18 protein-coding genes and 1 pseudogene are annotated in these 19,385 nt (G+C 66.7%); 10 read left to right on the forward strand and 9 right to left on the reverse strand.

The genetic code is table 11. From position 1 onward, the window contains the following. Positions 1 to 209 precede the first annotated feature (209 nt). The 3 genes from AO684_RS09930 to AO684_RS09940 all read left to right on the forward strand — a co-directional run bounded on the left by AO684_RS09930 (position 210) and on the right by AO684_RS09940 (position 3,440). Positions 210 to 2,597 (forward strand): ligase-associated DNA damage response DEXH box helicase, encoded by a 2,388-nt coding sequence (locus tag AO684_RS09930; RefSeq protein WP_054302585.1) that lies wholly within the window; start codon positions 210 to 212, stop codon positions 2,595 to 2,597. A gap of 19 nt (positions 2,598 to 2,616) precedes the next feature. Next, complete coding sequence (locus AO684_RS09935) at positions 2,617 to 3,024, forward strand: PaaI family thioesterase (protein WP_054302586.1); 408 nt, start codon at positions 2,617 to 2,619, stop codon at positions 3,022 to 3,024. Positions 3,025 to 3,098: 74 nt separating this feature from the next. Beyond that, positions 3,099 to 3,440 carry a hypothetical protein gene (locus AO684_RS09940; protein ID WP_054302587.1) on the forward strand — a complete coding sequence of 114 codons (342 nt, stop codon included), beginning with the start codon at positions 3,099 to 3,101 and terminating at the stop codon, positions 3,438 to 3,440. A gap of 8 nt (positions 3,441 to 3,448) precedes the next feature. Here AO684_RS09940 and purD read toward each other — a convergent pair whose 3' ends face one another. Then, positions 3,449 to 4,711: a phosphoribosylamine--glycine ligase gene (gene purD / locus AO684_RS09945; protein ID WP_054302588.1), complete on the reverse strand. Its 1,263-nt coding sequence runs from the start codon at positions 4,709 to 4,711 to the stop codon at positions 3,449 to 3,451. A gap of 70 nt (positions 4,712 to 4,781) precedes the next feature. Continuing rightward, positions 4,782 to 5,252 (reverse strand): MarR family winged helix-turn-helix transcriptional regulator, encoded by a 471-nt coding sequence (locus AO684_RS09950; RefSeq protein ID WP_235451255.1) that lies wholly within the window; start codon positions 5,250 to 5,252, stop codon positions 4,782 to 4,784. Positions 5,253 to 5,383: 131 nt separating this feature from the next. On the opposite strand from AO684_RS09950, the gene AO684_RS09955 reads away from it, so the two are divergent. Next, positions 5,384 to 6,019, forward strand: a complete 636-nt coding sequence (locus AO684_RS09955) for an exopolysaccharide biosynthesis protein (protein WP_054302589.1) — start codon at positions 5,384 to 5,386, stop codon at positions 6,017 to 6,019. Here AO684_RS09955 and AO684_RS09960 read toward each other — a convergent pair whose 3' ends face one another. Then, positions 6,020 to 6,376, reverse strand: a complete 357-nt coding sequence (locus AO684_RS09960; RefSeq protein ID WP_054302590.1) for a hypothetical protein — start codon at positions 6,374 to 6,376, stop codon at positions 6,020 to 6,022. It abuts the gene before it with no gap. Then, positions 6,373 to 9,828 carry a chromosome segregation protein SMC gene (gene smc, locus AO684_RS09965; RefSeq protein WP_054302591.1) on the reverse strand — a complete coding sequence of 1,152 codons (3,456 nt, stop codon included), beginning with the start codon at positions 9,826 to 9,828 and terminating at the stop codon, positions 6,373 to 6,375. The genes AO684_RS09960 and smc overlap by 4 nt, the downstream gene beginning before the upstream one ends. Before the next feature lie 178 nt (positions 9,829 to 10,006). Between smc and AO684_RS22230 the strand changes: the two are divergent. The 4 genes and pseudogenes from AO684_RS22230 to AO684_RS09980 all read left to right on the forward strand — a co-directional run. Next, a pseudogene (locus tag AO684_RS22230) lies at positions 10,007 to 10,336 on the forward strand (GFA family protein); the annotation flags it as partial. Positions 10,337 to 10,414: 78 nt separating this feature from the next. Next, entirely contained in the window at positions 10,415 to 10,852 is a 438-nt protein-coding gene (locus tag AO684_RS22235) for an N-acetyltransferase (protein ID WP_054302625.1), read from the forward strand. Between the two features lie 43 nt (positions 10,853 to 10,895). Then, positions 10,896 to 11,252, forward strand: coding sequence for a CidA/LrgA family protein (locus AO684_RS09975; protein WP_054302592.1), 357 nt, complete (start codon positions 10,896 to 10,898; stop codon positions 11,250 to 11,252). Further along, positions 11,249 to 11,965 carry an LrgB family protein gene (locus AO684_RS09980; RefSeq protein WP_054302593.1) on the forward strand — a complete coding sequence of 239 codons (717 nt, stop codon included), beginning with the start codon at positions 11,249 to 11,251 and terminating at the stop codon, positions 11,963 to 11,965. Before AO684_RS09975 ends, AO684_RS09980 begins: the two co-directional genes overlap by 4 nt. On the opposite strand, the gene AO684_RS09985 is transcribed toward AO684_RS09980, so the two are convergent. Then, positions 11,959 to 14,184: a transglycosylase domain-containing protein gene (locus AO684_RS09985; RefSeq protein ID WP_054302594.1), complete on the reverse strand. Its 2,226-nt coding sequence runs from the start codon at positions 14,182 to 14,184 to the stop codon at positions 11,959 to 11,961. The two genes, AO684_RS09980 and AO684_RS09985, sit on opposite strands and share 7 nt — an antisense overlap. Before the next feature lie 257 nt (positions 14,185 to 14,441). Between AO684_RS09985 and AO684_RS09990 the strand changes: the two genes are divergently transcribed. Both AO684_RS09990 and AO684_RS09995 read left to right on the forward strand, forming a co-directional pair. After that, a complete protein-coding gene (locus tag AO684_RS09990; RefSeq protein WP_054302595.1) occupies positions 14,442 to 14,780 on the forward strand; it encodes a P-II family nitrogen regulator in 339 nt (112 codons plus the stop codon). Positions 14,781 to 14,808: 28 nt separating this feature from the next. Then, complete coding sequence (locus AO684_RS09995) at positions 14,809 to 16,158, forward strand: ammonium transporter (protein ID WP_054302626.1); 1,350 nt, start codon at positions 14,809 to 14,811, stop codon at positions 16,156 to 16,158. Between the two features lie 151 nt (positions 16,159 to 16,309). On the opposite strand, the gene AO684_RS10000 is transcribed toward AO684_RS09995, so the two are convergent. The 4 genes from AO684_RS10000 to smpB all read right to left on the reverse strand — a co-directional run bounded on the left by AO684_RS10000 (position 16,310) and on the right by smpB (position 19,339). Continuing rightward, positions 16,310 to 17,491, reverse strand: coding sequence for an amino acid aminotransferase (locus tag AO684_RS10000; protein ID WP_054302596.1), 1,182 nt, complete (start codon positions 17,489 to 17,491; stop codon positions 16,310 to 16,312). 48 nt (positions 17,492 to 17,539) lie between these two features. Then, positions 17,540 to 18,400, reverse strand: a complete 861-nt coding sequence (gene sseA / locus AO684_RS10005; protein ID WP_054302597.1) for a 3-mercaptopyruvate sulfurtransferase — start codon at positions 18,398 to 18,400, stop codon at positions 17,540 to 17,542. An 85-nt stretch (positions 18,401 to 18,485) separates the two neighbouring features. Further along, positions 18,486 to 18,764, reverse strand: a complete 279-nt coding sequence (locus tag AO684_RS10010; protein WP_054302598.1) for a hypothetical protein — start codon at positions 18,762 to 18,764, stop codon at positions 18,486 to 18,488. 104 nt (positions 18,765 to 18,868) lie between these two features. Continuing rightward, complete coding sequence (smpB, locus tag AO684_RS10015; RefSeq protein ID WP_054302627.1) at positions 18,869 to 19,339, reverse strand: SsrA-binding protein SmpB; 471 nt, start codon at positions 19,337 to 19,339, stop codon at positions 18,869 to 18,871. Positions 19,340 to 19,385 lie beyond the last annotated feature (46 nt).

Here is a 19,385-nt window from a genome sequence, read left to right on the forward strand (position 1 = left end):
AAATCCCTAGGCCCGCATCGGCGTTCGCGCAAGGCTCCTGCCCTGCTTCTTGTGAAAATACTCCGGGGTCCGGGGCAGCGCCCCGGTCCGCAGGTCAGTCCTGGCGCGACCGCCGGAACCGGGGGCCAGCCCCCGGACCCCCGGAGTATTTCAGGCAAGAAGCAAGAGGATGCACTGGTCGCGGGGCGGCAAACGGCTATCTTGGCGGCATGAGCATCCTGCCCCCTGCCCTCTCTGACTGGTTCGCCACGCAAGGCTGGCAGTTGCACCCGCATCAGATAGCGATGCTGGAGCGCGGGCAGGATCGCTCAACCCTGCTGATCGCGCCGACGGGCGGGGGCAAGACACTTGCCGGATTTCTGCCATCACTGGCCGAAATCGCGGCAGATCCGCGCGCTGGCTTGCACACGCTCTACATTTCTCCGCTCAAGGCTCTGGCAGCCGACATCCGTCGCAACCTGCGGCGCCCGGTCGAGGGGGTGGGACTGCCCATACGTATCGAGGACCGCACGGGCGACACGACCTACACCCAGCGCCGTCGCCAGCGCGCCGATCCGCCGCATATCCTGCTGACCACGCCGGAAAGTCTTGCGCTGCTGCTGAGCTATGAGGATGCGCCGCGCATCTTCGCCGGATTGCGGCGGGTGGTGGTGGATGAGATTCATGCGCTGGCCGAAAGCAAGCGGGGCGACCAGCTGATGCTGGGGTTGGCACGGCTGGAAAGGCTCGCGCCGGGGCTGCGGCGGGTAGGGTTGTCGGCCACCGTGGAAGATCCCGACGCGCTGGCGCAGTTTCTGGGCGCCGGGGCGCAGGTGCTGGAAGCCGATCCCGGGCCGGAGCCGGATATCGCCATGCTGGACACCGGCGCACCGCCCCCCTGGGCAGGCGGTGGAGGACGGCATGCCATTCCGGCGATTCTGGAACAGGTGAAGCGCCACCGCACCACGCTGATCTTCCACAATACCCGCGCGCAGGCCGAGATCTTTTTCCATCACCTGTGGCTCGCGAATGATGAAAGCCTGCCCATCGCCATCCATCACGGCAGCCTTGCCCGCGAAAGCCGCGAGAAAGTCGAGGCGGCGATGGTCGCCGGGCAGTTGCGGGCGGTGGTCTGCACCGGCACGCTGGATCTGGGGATCGACTGGGGCGACGTGGATCTTGTGATACAGGTCGGCGCGCCGAAGAACGTCAAGCGGTTGGTACAGCGCATCGGGAGGGCGAACCACCGCTACAACGCGCCGTCGAAGGCGCTGCTGGTGCCCGCGAACCGCTGGGAAGTGGTGGAATGTCAGGCCGCGCTGGAGGCGGTGCGCGCCCGCGATCTGGATGGCGAGCCGCGCGGCCCCGGCCCGCGCGACGTGTTGTGCCAGCATATCCTCGCCACGGCCTGCGCCGGTCCCTTCGCGGCCGATGCGCTTTATGCCGAGGTCATCAGCGCCGGGCCCTATGCGGGGATTTCACGCCCGGAGTTCGACGCCTGTCTCGAATTCTGCGCCACCGGCGGCTATGCGCTGCGCGCCTATGACCGCTGGCAACGGCTGATGCTGCGGGACGGGCTCTGGCAGTTGCGCGATCCCCGCGCGGCGGCGGTGATCCGGCAGAACCTTGGCACGGTCATCGACACCGAGGTGCTGAAGGTCCGTCTGCGGGGCCGGGCGCAGCCTCTGGGCGAGGTTGAGGAAGGCTTCGCCGCCAGCCTTACCCCGGGCGATACCTTCCTGATCGGCGGCGAGATCGTGCGCTACGAGGGGTTGAACGAGCTGACGGTAGAGGTATCGCGCAGCCCCGGCCGGGATCCGAAGGTCGCAGTATTCAATGGCACCAAATTCGCCACATCCACCCGACTGACCGACCGCATCCTGCGCCTGCTGCAACAACCCGCCTGGCCTAATCTGCCCGCCCATACCGCCGAATGGCTGGCCTTGCAGCGCGAGGTGTCGTCCATGCCCGGCCCCGACAGCCTGCTGTGTGAGAGCTTCCCGCATGAGGGCCGCGAGCATCTGTGCGTCTACGGCTTTGCCGGGCGCAATGCGCAGGCGACGCTGGGCATCCTTCTGACGAAGCGGATGGAGGAAACCGGCCTTGCCCCGCTGGGCTTCGTCTGCACCGATTACGCGACGCTGATCTGGGGGCTGGAGCCGGTGCTGGAGGTAGCGCCGCTGTTCGATATCGCGGCCCTGCGGGACGGGCTGGAGGGGTGGCTCGCCGGCAATGCGGTGATGAAGCGCACGTTCCGCGCCTCGGCCATCATCGCCGGGCTGATCGAGCGGCAGCATCAGGGGCGGCGCAAATCGGGGCGGCAGGCAACCTTTTCGTCAGACATCCTTTACGACACGTTGCGCCGTTTCGACCCCGATCACCTGATGTTGCAGATCACGCGAGAGGAGGCGATGCGCGGTCTGGTCGATTTCGGCCGGATCGAGGACCGGCTTTCCCGCGTGCAGGGCCGGATCGACCTCCGCCGGTTACGCAGCGTCACACCTCTGGCCGCGCCGCTGTTCCTTGAGCCGGGCCGCATCCCCGTTCAGGGTGAGGGGCGCGAGCGACTGGCTGAGGCAGCGGCTGCGCGGCTGATGGTGGCGGCGGGTCTCGCCTGATGCGCAGGGGGAGGAACGGATGGAACAGCGGATTCGCGACAGCTTTGCCGCGCAAAGCCTGATGCAGACCTTCGGCGCCACGGTGGCCGAGGTCGCCCCCGGAAGGGTGGTACTTGAGGCGCCGATTGGCGAGGGCGCCCGCCAGCAGCACGGCGCGGGCCATGCAGGCCTGACCTTCGCTCTGGCCGATACCGCCGCAGGCTATGCCGCGCTGACCCTGATGCCCGAGGGGCGCGAGGTGATGACGGTGGAAGCAAAGATCAACCTGATGTCCCCCTGCATCGGCGACCGGCTGATCGCGCGCGGCGAAGTCGCAAAGGCGGGCCGCCGCCTGTCCGTCTGCCGCGCCGAGGTGGTGGCGCTGCGCGACGGTCGCGAAACCTGCATCGCGCTGATGCAGGCGACAATGATCCCGGTCGATCCGTGAAAGGACGATACAAACCAGCGCGGTGCAGACCATCCGCGCGGAGGCTCAGAGGGCTGGCTCAACGCCTGCCTTACATGGCACGCCTCCTTGCCACGGGCGTCCTCGTCACCCTTACCGCGCTGCTTGCGCAGCCCGTGTTCGCGCAGGATGCGAGTCGGGACGGGCAGACATGGACCGAGCGGAAATGTGCCCTTTACCGGCAAGCCTTCGACGATGCCCTGCACGCCGTGGGGCGCGATGGAATACGGGAGAGTTTTCTTGCCCGGAATACCACCTTCATCGAAGGCGGCTGCACCGGCAATTCAAAGCTATGCCCGGAAACCGGCAAGGAAATCGAGCTTGCGGACCTGTTGACCGTGATGACCATGAATGAAGGCATGGCCAGCACCTTCGTGCCCTTCGGCTGTCCGAACTGAAGGCGCCCTTACAGCGCCCGCCAGCCGATGTCGCGACGGCAGAAGCCGCCCGGCCAGTCAATCGCATCGACCATGGCATAGGCGCGGGCCTGCGCCTCGGTCAGGGTCTCACCTCTTGCGGTGACATTCAGGACACGACCGCCGGTGGCGATCAGGGCGCCGTCGCGGGCGGCGGTTCCGGCGTGGAACACCATGTTGCGGCTGTCTTCCGGCAGGGCGGCGAGGCCCCGGATCTCGCTGCCCTTCTCATAGGCGCCGGGATAGCCCTTCGCCGCCATCACCACGGTCAGCGCGTGATCCTCGGCCCAGTTCACCTGCATCTCCGCCAGCCGCTCCTCGGCGCAGGCATGCAGCAGGTCCAGCGCCTGCGCGCCAAGCCGCAGCATCAGCACCTGGCATTCCGGGTCGCCAAAGCGGCAGTTGTATTCCACCAGTCGCGCCTTGCCGTCCCTGATCATCAGCCCGGCGTAAAGCACCCCCTGATAGGGCGTGCCGCGACGGGCCATTTCGCGGATGGTGGGCAGAACGATTTCATCCAGCGCCGCCTGAGCAATGGCATCAGTCAGCACCGGGGCCGGGGAATAGGCCCCCATGCCGCCGGTATTGGGGCCGGTGTCGCCATCGCCCACCCGCTTGTGATCCTGCGCGGTCCCGATGGGCAGGGCGGTCTTGCCGTCGGAAAGGATGAAGAAGCTGGCTTCCTCGCCTTCCATGAACTCCTCGATCACCACCTCGGCACCCGCATCCCCGAAGGCGCCACCGAAGATCTCGTCGATCCCGGCCAGCGCCTCGGCCTCGGTCATGCCCATGATGACACCCTTGCCCGCGGCAAGGCCATCGGCCTTCACCACCAGCGGCGCGCCGACACGGCGGATGTAGTCTTTCGCGGCCTGCGCCTCGGTAAAGCGGGCGTAACCGGCGGTCGGTGCATTGCAGGCATCACAGATTTCCTTGGTGAACCCTTTCGAGGCTTCCAGCCGCGCCGCCTCGGCGCTGGGTCCGAAGGTCAGGATGCCCGCCGCGCGGGTTGCATCGGCCACGCCTGCCGCCAGCGGCGCCTCGGGGCCGACAATCACGAAGTCGATGGCGTTTTCCTCGCAAAAGCGCACTACGTCACGGCCGTTCAGAATATCGAGGCTGGCGCATTCGGCGATCTGCGCAATTCCGGCATTGCCCGGCGCCACGATCAGCCGGTCGCATTTCGGGTTCTGCTTGACCGCCCAGGCCAGCGCATGCTCGCGCCCGCCACTGCCGAGGATGAGGATATTCATGCCGCCGCTCCGTCCGTCAGGGATTGCCGCCTCATAGGGGGGGTCGCGCCCGCTTGCAAGCGCGCAGCGGTCAGTCCTCGTCCGTCACGTCGCTGCCCTGCGCGATCAGGGCGCGCAACAGCGCCTCCAGCCGGGCCGCCTCGGTCGTGCCAAGACTTTCGCGCAGCATGCGGTCGTAATCCAGCGCGCGCTGACCCAGCCGCAGGAACACCTCGCGCCCGGCCGGGGTCAGCGACAGGATTTCGGCCCGCCGGTCGGTCGGGCTGGGGTTGCGCGCCAGATGGCCCTCGGCCTCCAGCGCCGCGACCGCGCGGCTGACCTTGGTTTTTTCGATATGTGAAATGCGGCAGATGTCCCGCGCTGTCATGGCGCCGAAGCGGCCCAGATTGGCCATGACGCGCCATTGCGTGCGGGTCATGCCGTAGTCAGCGCGATAAACTGCATAGAAGGATTTCGAAGTCGCCTCCGCCGCCTGATTGAGCAGATAGGGCAGAAAACCGTCCAGATCGAACTGCCCCTGTTCCGCTTCCGTCATCGGCATTGCCCCCGCCAGCCAGTCATCCCCGGCCAAAGTGCCACAGCGGCCCCGGCCTGTCACCCCCGGCACGGCTGTCGTCAGGCTGATACAGGGCGGGGATAGACCGGCAAGCATTCGATGCCGGAGGCCCCGCCATGCCCGAAGCCGCCCCGCGCGCCCTGCCCCGCCACGGCGAGCCGCGCTTTTCCGATCTGCTGCACGCAACAGCCAGCGCGCATCCGCACCCACGGCTGAGCATTGGCGACATGCTGGCTGCGATGCAGGACCGGGCAGGTGCTGCACTGCTGTTCGTCTTTGCCTTTCCGAACATCCTGCCGACCCCGCCGGGCGTGGCGACGATCCTTGGCCTGCCGATCATCTTTCTTTCGGCCCAGATGGTGCTGGGGCGGCCGCCGCATCTGCCCCGGCTGATCGCCGAAAGATCCATGGCGACCGCGCAGGTCCGGCAGCTGGTGGCACGCGCCCTGCCGCATCTGCACCGGGCCGAAAGCCTGTTGCGCCACCGCTGGCCGCTGCTGACCGCGCCGCTGGCCGAACGATTGCTGGGGGCGATCTGCCTGGCGCTGGCGATCCTTTTGTCGCTGCCGGTGCCGCTGGGCAATCTGCTGCCCTCGCTCAGCGTCTGCATCCTCGCACTGGCGATCATGGAGCGTGACGGGCTCTGGGTGCTGGCGGGCCTTGGTGCGGCGGTGGTTTCGTTCCTGTGGTTGGGACTGGTATCCTGGGGCGTGATCCGGGCGGCGGCGTTCGTCATTGGCAACGCCTTCTGATCACATGCCTTCCCAGGGCCGCCGGTCGCGGCGCCAGCGGATGAAATGCACCTCTGCCTCGGCCGCCAGGGCAGCCCAGCGGATCAGCACTTGCGGCCCCGGAAAGCCCGTGACCAGCCGCGCCTCACCCTGATGCAACTCCATGCGGGCGGCCCCCATCAGGGCATTCCACGCCGCCATCGCCTCGGCGGGCGGGGTCACGTTCCATGGCAACACCAGCCGCCAGCCGGCCTCGGTTTCCTCGGCCCGGAACTCGGGCGATTGCGGGGTAACGCGGGCATAGACCACGCCGCCTTCCGCTTCGACACCACAAAACCCTGCGGTGGCGAAAGCCGCCTGCACCTCTGCCCCGGTCATGCCACCAGCGCCTCCGCCTTCTTCAGATCGACACTGACCAACTGGCTGACCCCCTGTTCCTGCATCGTCACCCCGAACAGCCGGTCCATCCGCGCCATGGTCACGGCGTGGTGGGTGATGATCAGGAACCGCGTCTCGGTGCGCCGGGTCATCTCGTCCAGCAGGTCGCAGAAGCGGGTGACGTTCGCATCATCCAAAGGCGCGTCCACCTCGTCCAGCACGCAGATCGGTGCGGGATTGGCGAGGAACACCGCGAAGATCAGCGACAGCGCGGTCAGCGTCTGTTCGCCCCCCGACAGAAGGCTGAGCGTGGACAGCTTCTTGCCGGGCGGCTGGCACATGATTTCCAGCCCGGCTTCCAGCGGGTCATCGCTTTCCACCAGCACCAGACGCGCCTCACCGCCGCCGAACAGGTGATTGAACAGCGTGCCGAAAGACCCGTTGACCTGTTCGAAGGCGGTCAGCAGACGTTCGCGGCCTTCGCGGTTCAACCCCTGAATCCCGGCGCGCAGTTTCTTCACCGCTTCTTCCAGATCAGATTTTTCCTGCTGAAGCTGGTCATGTTCGGTCTGCACCGCCTTTGCATCTTCCTCGGCGCGCAGGTTCACAGCCCCCAGCGAGTCGCGCTGGCGTTTCAGCCGGTTCACATCAGTCTCCAGCACCTCGGCGGCGGGCATGGCATCCGGGTCGGCCTTCAGCCGGTCCAGCAATTCGGCGGGCGCAAGATCCATCTCCTCGCGGATACGTTCCGCCGCATAGGCGACGGTTTCGCGGGCCGCATCAGCGCGTGCATCGGCGCGGGCGCGGGCCTCGCGGGCCTCACCTGCCAGCCGCTCCCCGTCCCGCTCGGCCAGTTGCGCCTCGCGCAGCTTGCCCTCGGCCTCGGCCAGCGCATCGGCGGCCTTGCGGCGACGAGCCTCGGCGGCGTCGATCGCCTCGCCCAGTTCCTCGCGCTTGATGGCGATTTCCTCGGGCGCGGCGCTGGCCTCGACCAGTTCCTCCTCCGCCTCGGCCTTGCGTTCCGCCAGTTCGGCGCTGCGCTTTTCCGCCGTATCCAGACGATTCCGCCAGCCCGAGATTTCCTTGGTGACCTCTTGCCGCCGCCGCACACGGGCTTCGCCCTCGCGGCGCAGTTCATCCTGCGCGGAACGGCGGGACATCATGGTGATGCGCGCGGCCTCGACCGCCATGCGCAAATCCTCGACACCCGCGCGCGCGGTTTCCAGATCGTCCAGCCCGCCTGCCCCGGCTTCGGCCTCGGCCAGGCGCGACCGCGCGGCCATCGCCTCGTCATCAAATCGCGTCACGGCCAGCCGCGCGGCCTCCAGCTTGCCAGCGGCGAGCGAGCGGTCAGCCTCGGCCCGCGCCAGTGCCCTGCCCGCCTCAGTCACGCGCTGGTCGGCGGCACGCCGGGCCTCGCGCGCCATCTGATCGGCCCGGTTGAGATCACTCAGACGGGCCTGCAATGCCTCATGCGCCTGTTTCGCGCCCTCAGCCCGCGCGGCGACCTCTTCCAGATCGCGCTTCAACTGCACCAGACGGTTAAGCTGTTGCAGACGCAGCGCCGCGGCCGATGGCGCATCCTCCGCCCCCGCCCGGAACCCGTCCCAGCGCCACAGATCGCCGTTCAGGCTGACCAACCGTTGACCGGGGCGCAATTGTGCCTGCAAAGCCGCCGCCTGCGCCCGGTCGGCCAGACCGATCTGGGCAATCCGGCGGCAGAGCACCTCGGGCACGGTGACATGGGCCGACAGCGGCGCCACCCCCTCGGGCAGCGGTTGCGACGCTTCGTAATCCGGCAGCAAGGCCCAGCCGGAACGCGCCCCTTCGGCCAGTTCCGGCGCGCGCAGGTCGTCCGCCAAGGCTGCCCCCAGCGCCGCCTCATAACCTGGCGTGACCTGCACCCGGTCCAGCAATTGCGTGCCCGCCTGCGCCTCGCGGTCCACCAGACGGGCCAAAGCCGCGACCTCGGCGCGCAAAGCATTGGCCTCGCCCTCAGCACCAGATCGCGCGGCACGGGCTTCCGCCTCGCGGGTCTGCGTTTCGGCGCGGGCTTCCTCGGCGCTGGCCAGCGCCTCTTCCGCCGCCTCGGCCAGCGCGATGGCCTCTTCCTGCGTCTCTGCCGCGCTGTCCTGCGCCTCTGCCGCCGTCTCCAGTGCGCCGGTCGCTGTGGCCACCGCCTCCCGTGCCCGAGCCGCCTCGGCCTCGGCCCGCTCCAGTGTGGCGCGGGTATCGGTCAGCAGGCGCTGCGCCGACTGGTGCCGCGCCGCCAGACGCGCGACATCCTCGGTCCGGTCGGCAAGCTGCGCTTCACGTTCCGACAGGATCGCCCCGGCTTCGCGCGCCACTTCCACCGCCTCCGCCAGCCGCTCGTCATGGCCGTCATGGGCGCGGGCCAGCGCCTCCATCTCCCAGTCCAGCCGGGCAATGGTTTCGCCCGCATCGCGGTTCAGCCCGGCCTCGCGCTCCATGTCACGGGCAAGCTGGGCGATGCGGCCATGCAGGGTTTCGATGACCTGCCGCGCCCGCGCTTCCTGATCATTCAGCGCGTCGCGCTGCACCACCAGCCGCTGCAAGACCGCACCTGCGATGGCTTCCTCCTCGCGCCGGGGCGGCAGCAGATCCTCGGCCGCCTCGCGCCGTTTCGTCGCCTCGCGCGCGGCCTTTTCAGCCGAAGCCGCGGCCAGAAGCCGCCCGCGCAGCACATCCTCCGCCTCGGCCCGCGCCAGATCGGCCTCACGCCAGCGGCGATACAGCAGCATCCCTTCCGAACGGCGCAGTTCCTCGCCGATCTCACGATACCGGGCCGCCTGCCGCGCCTGCCGCGCCAGCGTTGCAAGCTGCGCCGCAAGCTGCTCCAGCACATCATCCACGCGGGTCAGGTTCTGCTCGGTCGCGTTCAGCCGCAGTTCGGCCTCGTGCCGCCGCTGATAAAGGCCGGAAATCCCCGCCGCCTCTTCCAGAATACGCCGACGCGCCTTGGGCTTGGCGTTGATCAGCTCCGAAATCTGCCCCTGCCGCACCAGAGCCGGGCTTTGCGCCCCGGTCGAAGCATCGGCGAACAGCATCTGGATGTCGCGTGCCCGCACGTCCTTGCCGTTGGCCTTGTAGGCGGACCCCGCGTCTTTGGTGATGCGACGCACGATTTCCAGCGCATCGGCATCGTTGAACCCGGAGGGCGCCAGCCGCTCGCTGTTGTCCAGCACCAGCGCCACCTCGGCAAAGTGGCGCGCCGGGCGGGTGGCCGCGCCAGCGAAGATCACATCCTCCATCCCGCCGCCGCGCATGGCGGTGGGGCGGTTTTCCCCCATGACCCAGCGCAATGCCTCCAGCAGGTTCGACTTGCCACAGCCGTTCGGCCCCACGACGCCGGTCAGGCCATCGTGAATCACCAGCTCCGTCGGATCGACGAAACTTTTGAAGCCGTTCAGTCTGAGGCGGGTGAACCGCAAGGGAATCTCCGTTTCGGGGGTGGCATCGTCGGGGTTGCAAGGAGTGGAGTCAATCTCTGCCCCCCGCATATGGCGGGAACGAGCGGGGTTATCCCCAAGATGTTGGCTGTTCCCCTGCGCCAAAGCGCCGCGAATTCCGGCAATTGACGCAAGGCAAGGCTGCGGCGAGGATCGGGGCATGAGCCTTTCGCCCCCGATCACCGGCGCCTGCCTTTGCGGCGCTACCACCTACCGGCTGGACGCGCCGCCCCTCTGGACCGCGCATTGCCATTGCGCGTCCTGCCGCAAGGCGACCGGGGCGGGTTTTGCCAGCTATCTGGGCGCGGCAGAGGCGGCCCTGCGCTGGTTCGGCCCGGATCGCGCCAGCCATTGCAGCAGCCCCGGCACCTTCTGGGATCGGTGCGGCCAGTGCGGCAGCCCGCTGGCCTATCGCTCGGCCCGGTTTCCGGGCGAGGTGCATCTGCACGCCGCCACGCTGGACCGCCCGCAGGATTTCGTGGCGGAAACCGAGGTGCATACTGACGAACATCTGCCCTGGACCACCCTTGCTGCGCCGCCGCCGCGCCGTCTGGCGCCCGAGGATGACATGGCGCCGGTGCTGGCGCTGATCCGCGCGGCCTTCGCCTATATGGACGGGCGGATCGACCCGCCTTCCTCCATGCACCGGCTGACCGAAGCGGATCTGGGCGCGCAGGCAAAGACGGGCGAGGTCTGGGTGATCGGTGCACCGCCCGTGGCCTGCATGGTCCTGACCCCGAAGGCCGATGCGCTTTACGTCGGAAAGGTCGCCACCGCAAAGACCGAGCGGGGGCGCGGCCTCGCCCGCCGCCTGATCGCCTGCGCGGAGATGCGCGCCCGCGCACTGGGCTTTCCCACGCTGGAATTGCAAAGCCGGGTGGAACTGGTGGAAAACCACGCCGCCTTCACCGCGATGGGCTTCACCCAGACCGAGGCCACGGCGCATGCAGGTTATGACCGCCCGACAAGCCTGACCTTCCGCAAGCCGGTCTTGCCCGTTCCCTGAATCCGCGCTTTGTCTCAGTCTCCGACAAAACCCCGGAGGCCGCATGATCCCAGCCCTTCTGACCCTTCTTGGCGCCCAGCTTGCCGGTGAAATGCTGACACGCGTGACCGGGCTGCCACTGCCCGGCCCGGTGCTGGGAATGCTGATCCTGATTGCCGGTTTTGCCGTTTTTCCCGGCCTGGTCACGATCGTGCGCCCGCTCGCGCAGGGCATACTTGGCAACCTCTCGCTGCTGTTCGTGCCTGCGGGCACCGGCGTCGTGGGCCATCTTGGCACGCTCGCGGGCTATGGCCCGGCACTGGCCGTGGTGCTGATCGTCTCGACCATCCTCGCCATCGGCGCCGGGGCGCTGGCCTTTACCGCTGTAGCAAAGCTGATGAAAATGGAACCGGAAGCATGACCGATTTCGCCGAGATCTGGTCTTACCTCGCGCGCGGGCCGCTTCTGTGGCTGACGGCAACGCTCGCGGCCTATGCGGCAGGGGACGCTTGTTTCCGCGCGGCGGGGCGCAAACCCTGGGCCAACCCGGTGCTGATCGCAGTCGCACTTCTGGCGGGGCTGCTGTGGCTGACCGATACGCCTTACCCCACCTATTTCGAGGGGGCGCAATTCGTGCACTTCCTGCTGGGCCCCGCCACGGTCGCGCTCGCGCTGCCGCTGTGGGACAACCTGCCCCATGTGCGCCGCGCCGCGCTGCCTCTGCTGGCGGCGCTGGTCACCGGATCTGTGGTCGCCGCCGGATCGGCCGTGGCCATCGCACGGGCCTTCGGCATCACCGGCGAGGTTCTGGCCTCGCTCGCGCCAAAATCCGCCACCGCGCCGGTGGCTCTGGGCATATCCGAGCGGCTGGGCGGCTCACCCACGCTGACCGCCGTGCTGGTGATCCTGACCGGCATCATCGGGGCGATCTGCACCACACCGCTGCTGAATGCGCTGGGAATCCGCGACTGGCGCGCGCGGGGCTTTGCCACCGGCGTCGCTGCCCATGGCATCGGCACCGCCCGCGCCTTTCAGGTGCATCCGGTGGCCGGGGCCTTCGCCGGCCTCGGCATGGGGCTGAACGCGGTGCTGACCGCCTTCGTGGCCCCGCTGGTGCTGCGGCTGTTTCAGTAAAGCCCCGAGGTCGTTCCCAGCACATCGCGAAGCGCATCGGCAATCGGGTCGCTGCCCTGCGCGGGCGGCTGGCCACCCTGCTGGGGCTGAGGCGCATATTGCTGGCCCTGCGGCACACCGCCGACATCGCCGGATGATGCCGAGGCACCGGCGCTGGGTGGCAGACGCGGCTCTGGCACGATCATCGGCAGCGGCGTCGCGGGGATGCCCTTGTGGACCCGCGCCATCACCTCATGCCAGATTTCGGCCGGAAGACCGCCGCCGGTCACACCCTTCAGCGGCGTATTGTCGTCATAGCCCATCCAGACCCCGACAACATAATGTGCCGAGAAACCGATGAACCACGCATCGCGCGAAGCATTGGTGGTGCCCGTCTTGCCCGCAACGGGTGTATCGCCCAGCCGCGCCCGGCCGCCGGTGCCCTTCTGGATCACCTGCGTCATCATATAGGTCAGCAACTGCGCCGCATTCTGGCTGATCACCCGCTCACCGATACCGCCCGACTGGCCGATAAGCTCGGTGTCATCGCCCTGCAACTTCAGTTCCACCAGACCATAGGGCTGCACCGACGAGCCGCCGTTGAGGATACCGGCATAGGCGCCCGTCATCTCCAGCAAGGTGCTTTCCGAAGCCCCCAGCGCCAGCGCCGGACCCGCCGCCAGATCGCTTTTCACCCCGAACTGTTGCGCCACCTGCCGCACCACATCGCGGCCCACCGCCTCGGACACGCGCACCGCCGGGATATTGCGGCTTTCCGCAAGCGCCTGCGTCAGCGTGATCATACCCTTGAACTTCTTGTCGTAATTCTCGGGCGTCCAGGGGCCGGAGCCGGGTATCCGCATCGTCAGCGGCGTATCCTCGACATAATCCGACGGGCTGTAGCCCAGATCCAGCGCAGCGGCATAGACAAAGGGCTTGAACACCGATCCCGTCTGCCGCAGCGCCTGCGTCGCCCGGTTGAAGCTGCCCGCTGCCGCAATCTTGCGCCCGCCGACCATGCCGCGCACGGCACCATCCGCGCTCATCACCACGATGGCGGCCTGCGCTTTGGAGCCTTCCTGCACCTTGGTTTCAAAGACGAATTGCAGCGCGTCTTCCGCGTCGCGCTGGATCTTCTGATCCAGCGTGGTGCGAATGATCACATCCTCGGTGGTTTCCTTGGTCAGGAAGGCAGGACCGGATTCCATGACCCAGTCGGCAAAGAAGCCACCCGCATTCTTTTGCGCAGCCTCCGAAAGCTGTGCCGGATGCGCGCGGGCATCATCGGCCTCGGCCCTGGTCAGATAGCCCTGCTCTTCCATCAGGCCGATAATGACATTGGCCCGGTCCTGCGCCCGTTTCAGATTGTTGGTCGGGGCATAGCGCGAGGGCGCTTTCAGCAGGCCCGCCAGCATCGCGGCTTCAGCCGGATTCACCTGATTGGCCGATTTGCCAAAGTACCGCTGCGCTGCCGCTTCGAACCCACGCGCACCCGCACCCAGATAAGCGCGGTTGAAATAGATCGTCAGGATGTCATCCTTGGAATATTTCCATTCCATCGCCAGCGAGAAGGGAATCTCCTTCACCTTCCGCCACACCCCACCCGAGCGGCAGTCTTCCTCGTAGGCGGCTTCGGATTTCCACTGTTTCGCATCATATTCGACGCCAAGGCACAGAAGCTTTGCCACCTGCTGCGTGATGGTCGAACCGCCGTTGCCCTCCAGCGGGCCACGGCCTTCGGCAAGGTTGATGCGGATGGCCGAGGCAATGCCGCGCGGGCTGACGCCGAAATGATGGAAGAACCGCTTGTCCTCGGTCGCCACCACGGCATTCTTCAGGTGTTTGGAGACGTTTTCGGCGGTGATCATGCCGCCGAAGGTTTCGCCGCGCCAGGCAAAGACCTTGCCATCGCGGTCCAGCATGGTCACCGATCCGCGCGCGCGGGCATCCACAAGGTCCGATACCTGCGGCAGGCGCTGTTCAAAATAGAAGGCCGCGCCAAACAGGATCAGCCCGACGACGGCGGTGACGCGCCAGCCGATTCCCCAGACCACCCGCCAGATCATCGACAGGATGCCCAGAATGAACCCCATGATCAGACCGTGCTTGCGGGGCGGGCGTTTGCGCGGAGCGGGCGATTTCTTCGCGGCAGCAGGCTTTTTCGGCGGCGGCTTGGCCCCGCCCCCGCCATAGCGCCGATCCGCCACCAGCGTCTTGCCCTTGTTTCCCGATCCACTCATGCCCGTCACGCCTGCTCTGATCTTGTTTTGGGGAATCTTACCCTGTCGCACGCCTGTTGTGGAGGGCATGCGCCCGCGATTCGCAATTCGTTTCCGCACAAAAAATATGCAGTCGCAGGAGAAAGTGCAAAAAATGTGCAACTTGTCGTCTCCTGCCCGCCCCTTGCGGACGTCGTTTCTTGTGCACTCGCAGCATTCTCCGCCTTCTGAGTGCGCAAGGCCCCGCAGCGGGCCGTCTGCCAGAGAAGGGGACGCACGTGAAACTGATCATCGCAGCAATCAAGCCGTTCAAGCTTGAGGAAGTCCGCGAGGCACTCACCACCATCGGGGTGCGCGGGATGATGGTAACCGAGATCAAGGGCTTCGGCTCGCAGTCGGGTCATACGGAAATCTATCGCGGCGCCGAATATGCCGTGAATTTCGTGCCGAAAGTGCGGCTGGAGATCGTGGTCTCCGACAGCCTGGCCGATCAGGTGGTGGAAACGATCCGCTCCACCGCCCGGACCGACAAGATCGGTGACGGCAAGATCTTCGTTCTGGATGTCGAACAGGCCGTGCGCGTGCGCACCGGCGAAACCAATGACGACGCGCTTTGAGATGCGGGTGGAAGGGGAAACAACGACCATGAAAACTTTGACCAAACTCTCTGGCCTTGCGGGGCTCGCGGCAGTGACCGCGCTGCCCGTCTGGGCACAGGAAGCCACGGCCGAGGCCACCGAAGCCGTCGCCGAAGTCGCGCAGGTGATGGACAAGGGCGACGTCGCCTGGATGATGACCTCCACCGTTCTCGTGCTGTTCATGACGCTGCCGGGCCTCGCGCTGTTCTACGGCGGCCTCGTGCGCACCAAGAACATGCTGTCGGTGCTGATGCAGACCACGCTGATCGCCTGCGTGATGATGCTGGTCTGGGTGATCTACGGTTATTCCTTCGCCTTCGGCGGCGGCACCTCGCCGTTCTGGGGTGGCCTCGGCAAGCTGTTCCTCGCCGGTGTGACGCCTGACAGCATGTCGGCCACCTTCACCGACGGCGTGGTGATCCCGGAATACCTGTTCATCGCCTTCCAGATGACCTTTGCGGCCATCACCCCGGCCCTGATCATCGGCGCCTTCGCCGAACGGGTGAAGTTCACCGCCGTGCTGCTGTTCAGCGTGCTGTGGGGGACGTTCTGCTACTTCCCCATCGCCCATATGGTGTGGGACGGCGCGGGCCTGATCTTCAATATGGGTGCCATCGACTTTGCGGGCGGCACCGTTGTGCACATCAACGCCGGGATCGCGGCGCTGGTCGGCAGCCTCGTGATCGGCAAGCGCGTCGGCTACGGCAAAGAGAACATGGCCCCGCATTCGATGGTGATGACCATGATCGGCGCCTCGATGCTGTGGGTCGGCTGGTTCGGCTTCAACGTCGGCTCGAACCTTGAAGCCAACGGCGGCGCGACGCTCGCCATGATCAACACCTTCCTCGCCACCGCTGCCGCCGCTGTCGCCTGGTCTGCGCTGGAAGGCATGCTGCGCGGCAAGGCCTCGATGCTGGGCGGTGTGTCGGGCATGGTGGCCGGTCTCGTGGCCATCACCCCGGCCTGCGGCACCGTCGGCCCGATGGGCGCCATCCTGCTCGGCGTGATCGCTGCTGCCATCTGCTACTACTTCGTCACCGTGGTGAAGATCAAACTCGGCTACGATGACAGCCTTGACGTGTTCGGCATTCACGGTGTGGGCGGTATCGTCGGCGCCATCGGCACCGGCATCTTCTCGGCGGCGACGCTGGGCGGCGTGAACGGCGATGACTACTCGATCGCGGCGCAGACCTGGGTGCAGTTCCAGTCGGTCGTCATCACCATCGTCTGGAGCGGCGTGATCTCGTTCATCCTCTACAAGCTGGTGGACATGGTTGTCGGCCTGCGCGTGGATAATGACAGCGAGCGTCAGGGCCTCGACCTCACCTCGCATGGTGAAAGCGCCTATCACGGCTAAGCGTCCCGGCGGGCCGACCTCCTCCCCGGCCCGCCACACCCAGCCCGACCTCGGGCAAAGGAAAAGGCCCGGAGCAAGCTCCGGGCCTTTCAAATTTCTTGCAAAGAAATTTGCAAAAGTTTTCAGGAAAACTTTTGCGTCACCCCCGCCGTCACAGGACCGAAGCCACGGCCCGCGCCAGCACCGGCACGGTTTTCGCGTTCAGCCCTGCGATGTTGATGCGCGAGTCGCCCACCATGTAGATGCCATGCTCCTCACGCAGCCGGTTCACCTGCGCCTCGGTCAGCCCCAGCCGCGAGAACATGCCACGATGGTGGGCCACGAAATCGAAGCGGTCGGAATTGGTCGCCTTGCGCAGTTCTTCCGCCAGTTGCTCGCGCAGGCCCAGCATGTTCAGCCGCACCTCCTCCAGCTCGGCCTTCCAGTCGGCGGTCAGCACGGCATCCTCAAGGATCACCGTCACCACCCGCGCGCCATGATCCGGCGGGAAGCTGTAGTTCTGGCGGTTCAGGAAGGCGAGATTGCCCTGCGTGATCTTCGTGGCCTCCGCATCCTTCGATACGGCGATCAGGATGCCGGTGCGTTCGCGGTAGATCCCGAAATTCTTGCTGCACGAAGCAGCGATCAGCACCTCGGGGAAGCTTTCGGCCACCAGCCGCGTCGCGGCCGCGTCGGCCTCCAGCCCGTCGCCGAAGCCCTGATAGGCCAGATCGACCAGCGGCAGCGCGCCGCGCCCGGCGAGAAGCTCCACCGCCTCGGCCCATTGATCGGCGCTCAGGTTGGCGCCGGTCGGGTTGTGGCAGCAGCCATGCAGCAGCACCACATCACCCGGCTTCACCCGGCCCAGATCCTCCATCATCCCTGCGAAATCGACACCGCCGCTGGCCGCGTCGAAATAGCGGTATTCGGCCATCGGAATGCCGAGATATTTGATGATCGACGGATGGTTCGGCCAGGTCGGCGCCGACAGCCAGACCGTCGCCTTCGGATCGGCCAGCTTCACCAGTTCCAGCGCCTGCCGGATGGCCCCCGTCCCGCCGGGCGTCGCGACCGAAGCCAGACGATCCTCCGCCACCACGCCATCAAGGATCATGCGGCGCATCGCCATGTTATAGGCGGGCTCACCAGCCAGCGCGGTATAGGTCTTTGTCGTCTCGGCTTCCCAGAGCTTCTTCTCGGCGGCCTTGACCGCCCGCATCACCGGGGTCAGCCCGGTCGGGTCTTTGTAGACCCCGACGCCAAGGTCGATCTTGTCCGCCCGCGTGTCTTCGCGGAACATGGCGATCAGTTGCAGGATCTTGTCCTGTGGCTGCGCCTTCAATGCGTCAAACATCCCGTTCACCTTCCAGAGAAGTAGAGCCCCGTGGAAACCGGGCAGGGCTCAGCCTTTGGCGACCCGCAGGTCGTCGTACATGCCCCATTCGGCCCAAGAGCCGTCATAGAGCGCCCAGTTGCGATGGCCCATCCGTTCCAGCCCCAACGCGAGGATGGCGGCAGTCACCCCGGAGCCGCAGGTGGTGATCGCCGGTTTGGACAGATCTACCCCCGCCGCTGTGAAAGCCGCCCGCAGATCGGCGTCATTCTTCATGGTGCCATCGGCATTGAACAGCTCGCCGAACGGCAGGTTCTTCGATCCGGGGATATGCCCCGAGCGCAGACCCGGCCGCGGCTCGGCCACCTCGCCCCGGAAGCGCGGGGCGGAGCGGGCGTCGATGATCTCGGCCTCACCCAGCTTGCTGGCATGGGCCACCTGCGTCACATCCTTCACCAGCCCGGCCTGACGGCTGACGGTGATATGGCGGTCGCGCAGCACCGGCGGCATGTCCTCAATCTCGCGCCCCTCGGCCTTCCATTTCGGCAGGCCGCCGTCCAGCACCGCGACATCTGTCTTGCCCATCAGGCGGAAGGTCCACCAGACGCGCGCGGCCGAAAACAGCCCGGCGCCGTCGTAGATCACAACCTGATGCCCGTCACCCACGCCCATGGCGCGCATGCGGCTGATGAATTTCTCGACCGGCGGCGCCATATGCGGCAGGGCAGAGCGCTGGTCGGAAATCTCGTCAATATCGAAGAAACGCGCGCCGGGGATATGACCGGCGTCATATTCGGCTTTCGCATCGCGCCCGGCGTCGGGCATATACCAGCTTGCATCCAGCACCCGCAGATCGGGGTCTTTCAGATGCGCGGCCAGCCAGTCGGTCGAGACCAGCGTTTTCGGGTCGTCGCGGAAGGCGGAAGTCATGCGCGGCTCCTCGTCTAATCAGGACCGGCTTACCGATTGCCGCCTTCCGAGGCAAGCGCCAAGCCACGGCCCGGCGCTGCCGGGCTTACTTTGCCATCGCGCTGCGGATCGCCCCGACAATGGCCAGCAGCACCCCGCCGCCGACACCGCCTGAAGCGATGCTGCCGATGATCGAGGCCAGATCAGTGCCGCCCGCTCCGGCCATGCCGCCCGCCCCCAGCACGGCGAGAAGCTGGCTGCCCAGGCCACCGCCCAGAATCCCCACGATCGAATTGCCCAGCGGACCAAGGCTGAGGTTCTTCAGCACGGCGCCCGCGCCATTGCCGCCCAGCGCCCCCGCGATCAGACTGATGATCAGTTCCATGAACTCGTTCCCTTACAGCCGGGCCACAGCGGCCCGATGCGGCAAGCCTGCACCTGCCGCCGCCGCTTGCCAATCACCGCGGCCACCGGAATCGAGGGGGAATTTCAGCCGTGCCGCAGCAGGCGTTGCTTCTGGCGGTCCCAGTCGCGCTTGGCTTCGGTGGCGCGCTTGTCGGCCATCTTCTTGCCCTTGGCGATGCCCAGCTTCACCTTCACCAGCCCGCGTTCGTTGAAATACCATTTGAGCGGCACGATGGTCATACCCTCGCGCGCGGTCGCATTCCACAGCCGCGCCAGTTCGCGCCGCGACACCAGCAGCTTGCGCTTGCGGCGTTCCTCATGGCCCCAGGTCTTTGCCTCGCGATACGGGGCGACATAGCTGTTGATCAGCCACAGTTCACCCTCCTCCACCGAGGCATAGCTTTCGCCAAGGTTCGATCCGCCCTGACGCAGCGATTTCACCTCGGACCCCAGCAGCATGATACCTGCCTCCAGATCGCTCTCGATGAAGTAATCGAAACGCGCCCGGCGGTTTTCGGCAATCAGCTTGGAATTGGGATCGGATTTCTGGGCCATGGTCGGCATCAGATAGGCGAGCCGGGAATGAAAGTCCAGATCACCC

The organism is Gemmobacter sp. LW-1 (assembly GCF_001303875.1).
GTDB classification, from domain to species: domain Bacteria; phylum Pseudomonadota; class Alphaproteobacteria; order Rhodobacterales; family Rhodobacteraceae; genus Gemmobacter; species Gemmobacter caeni.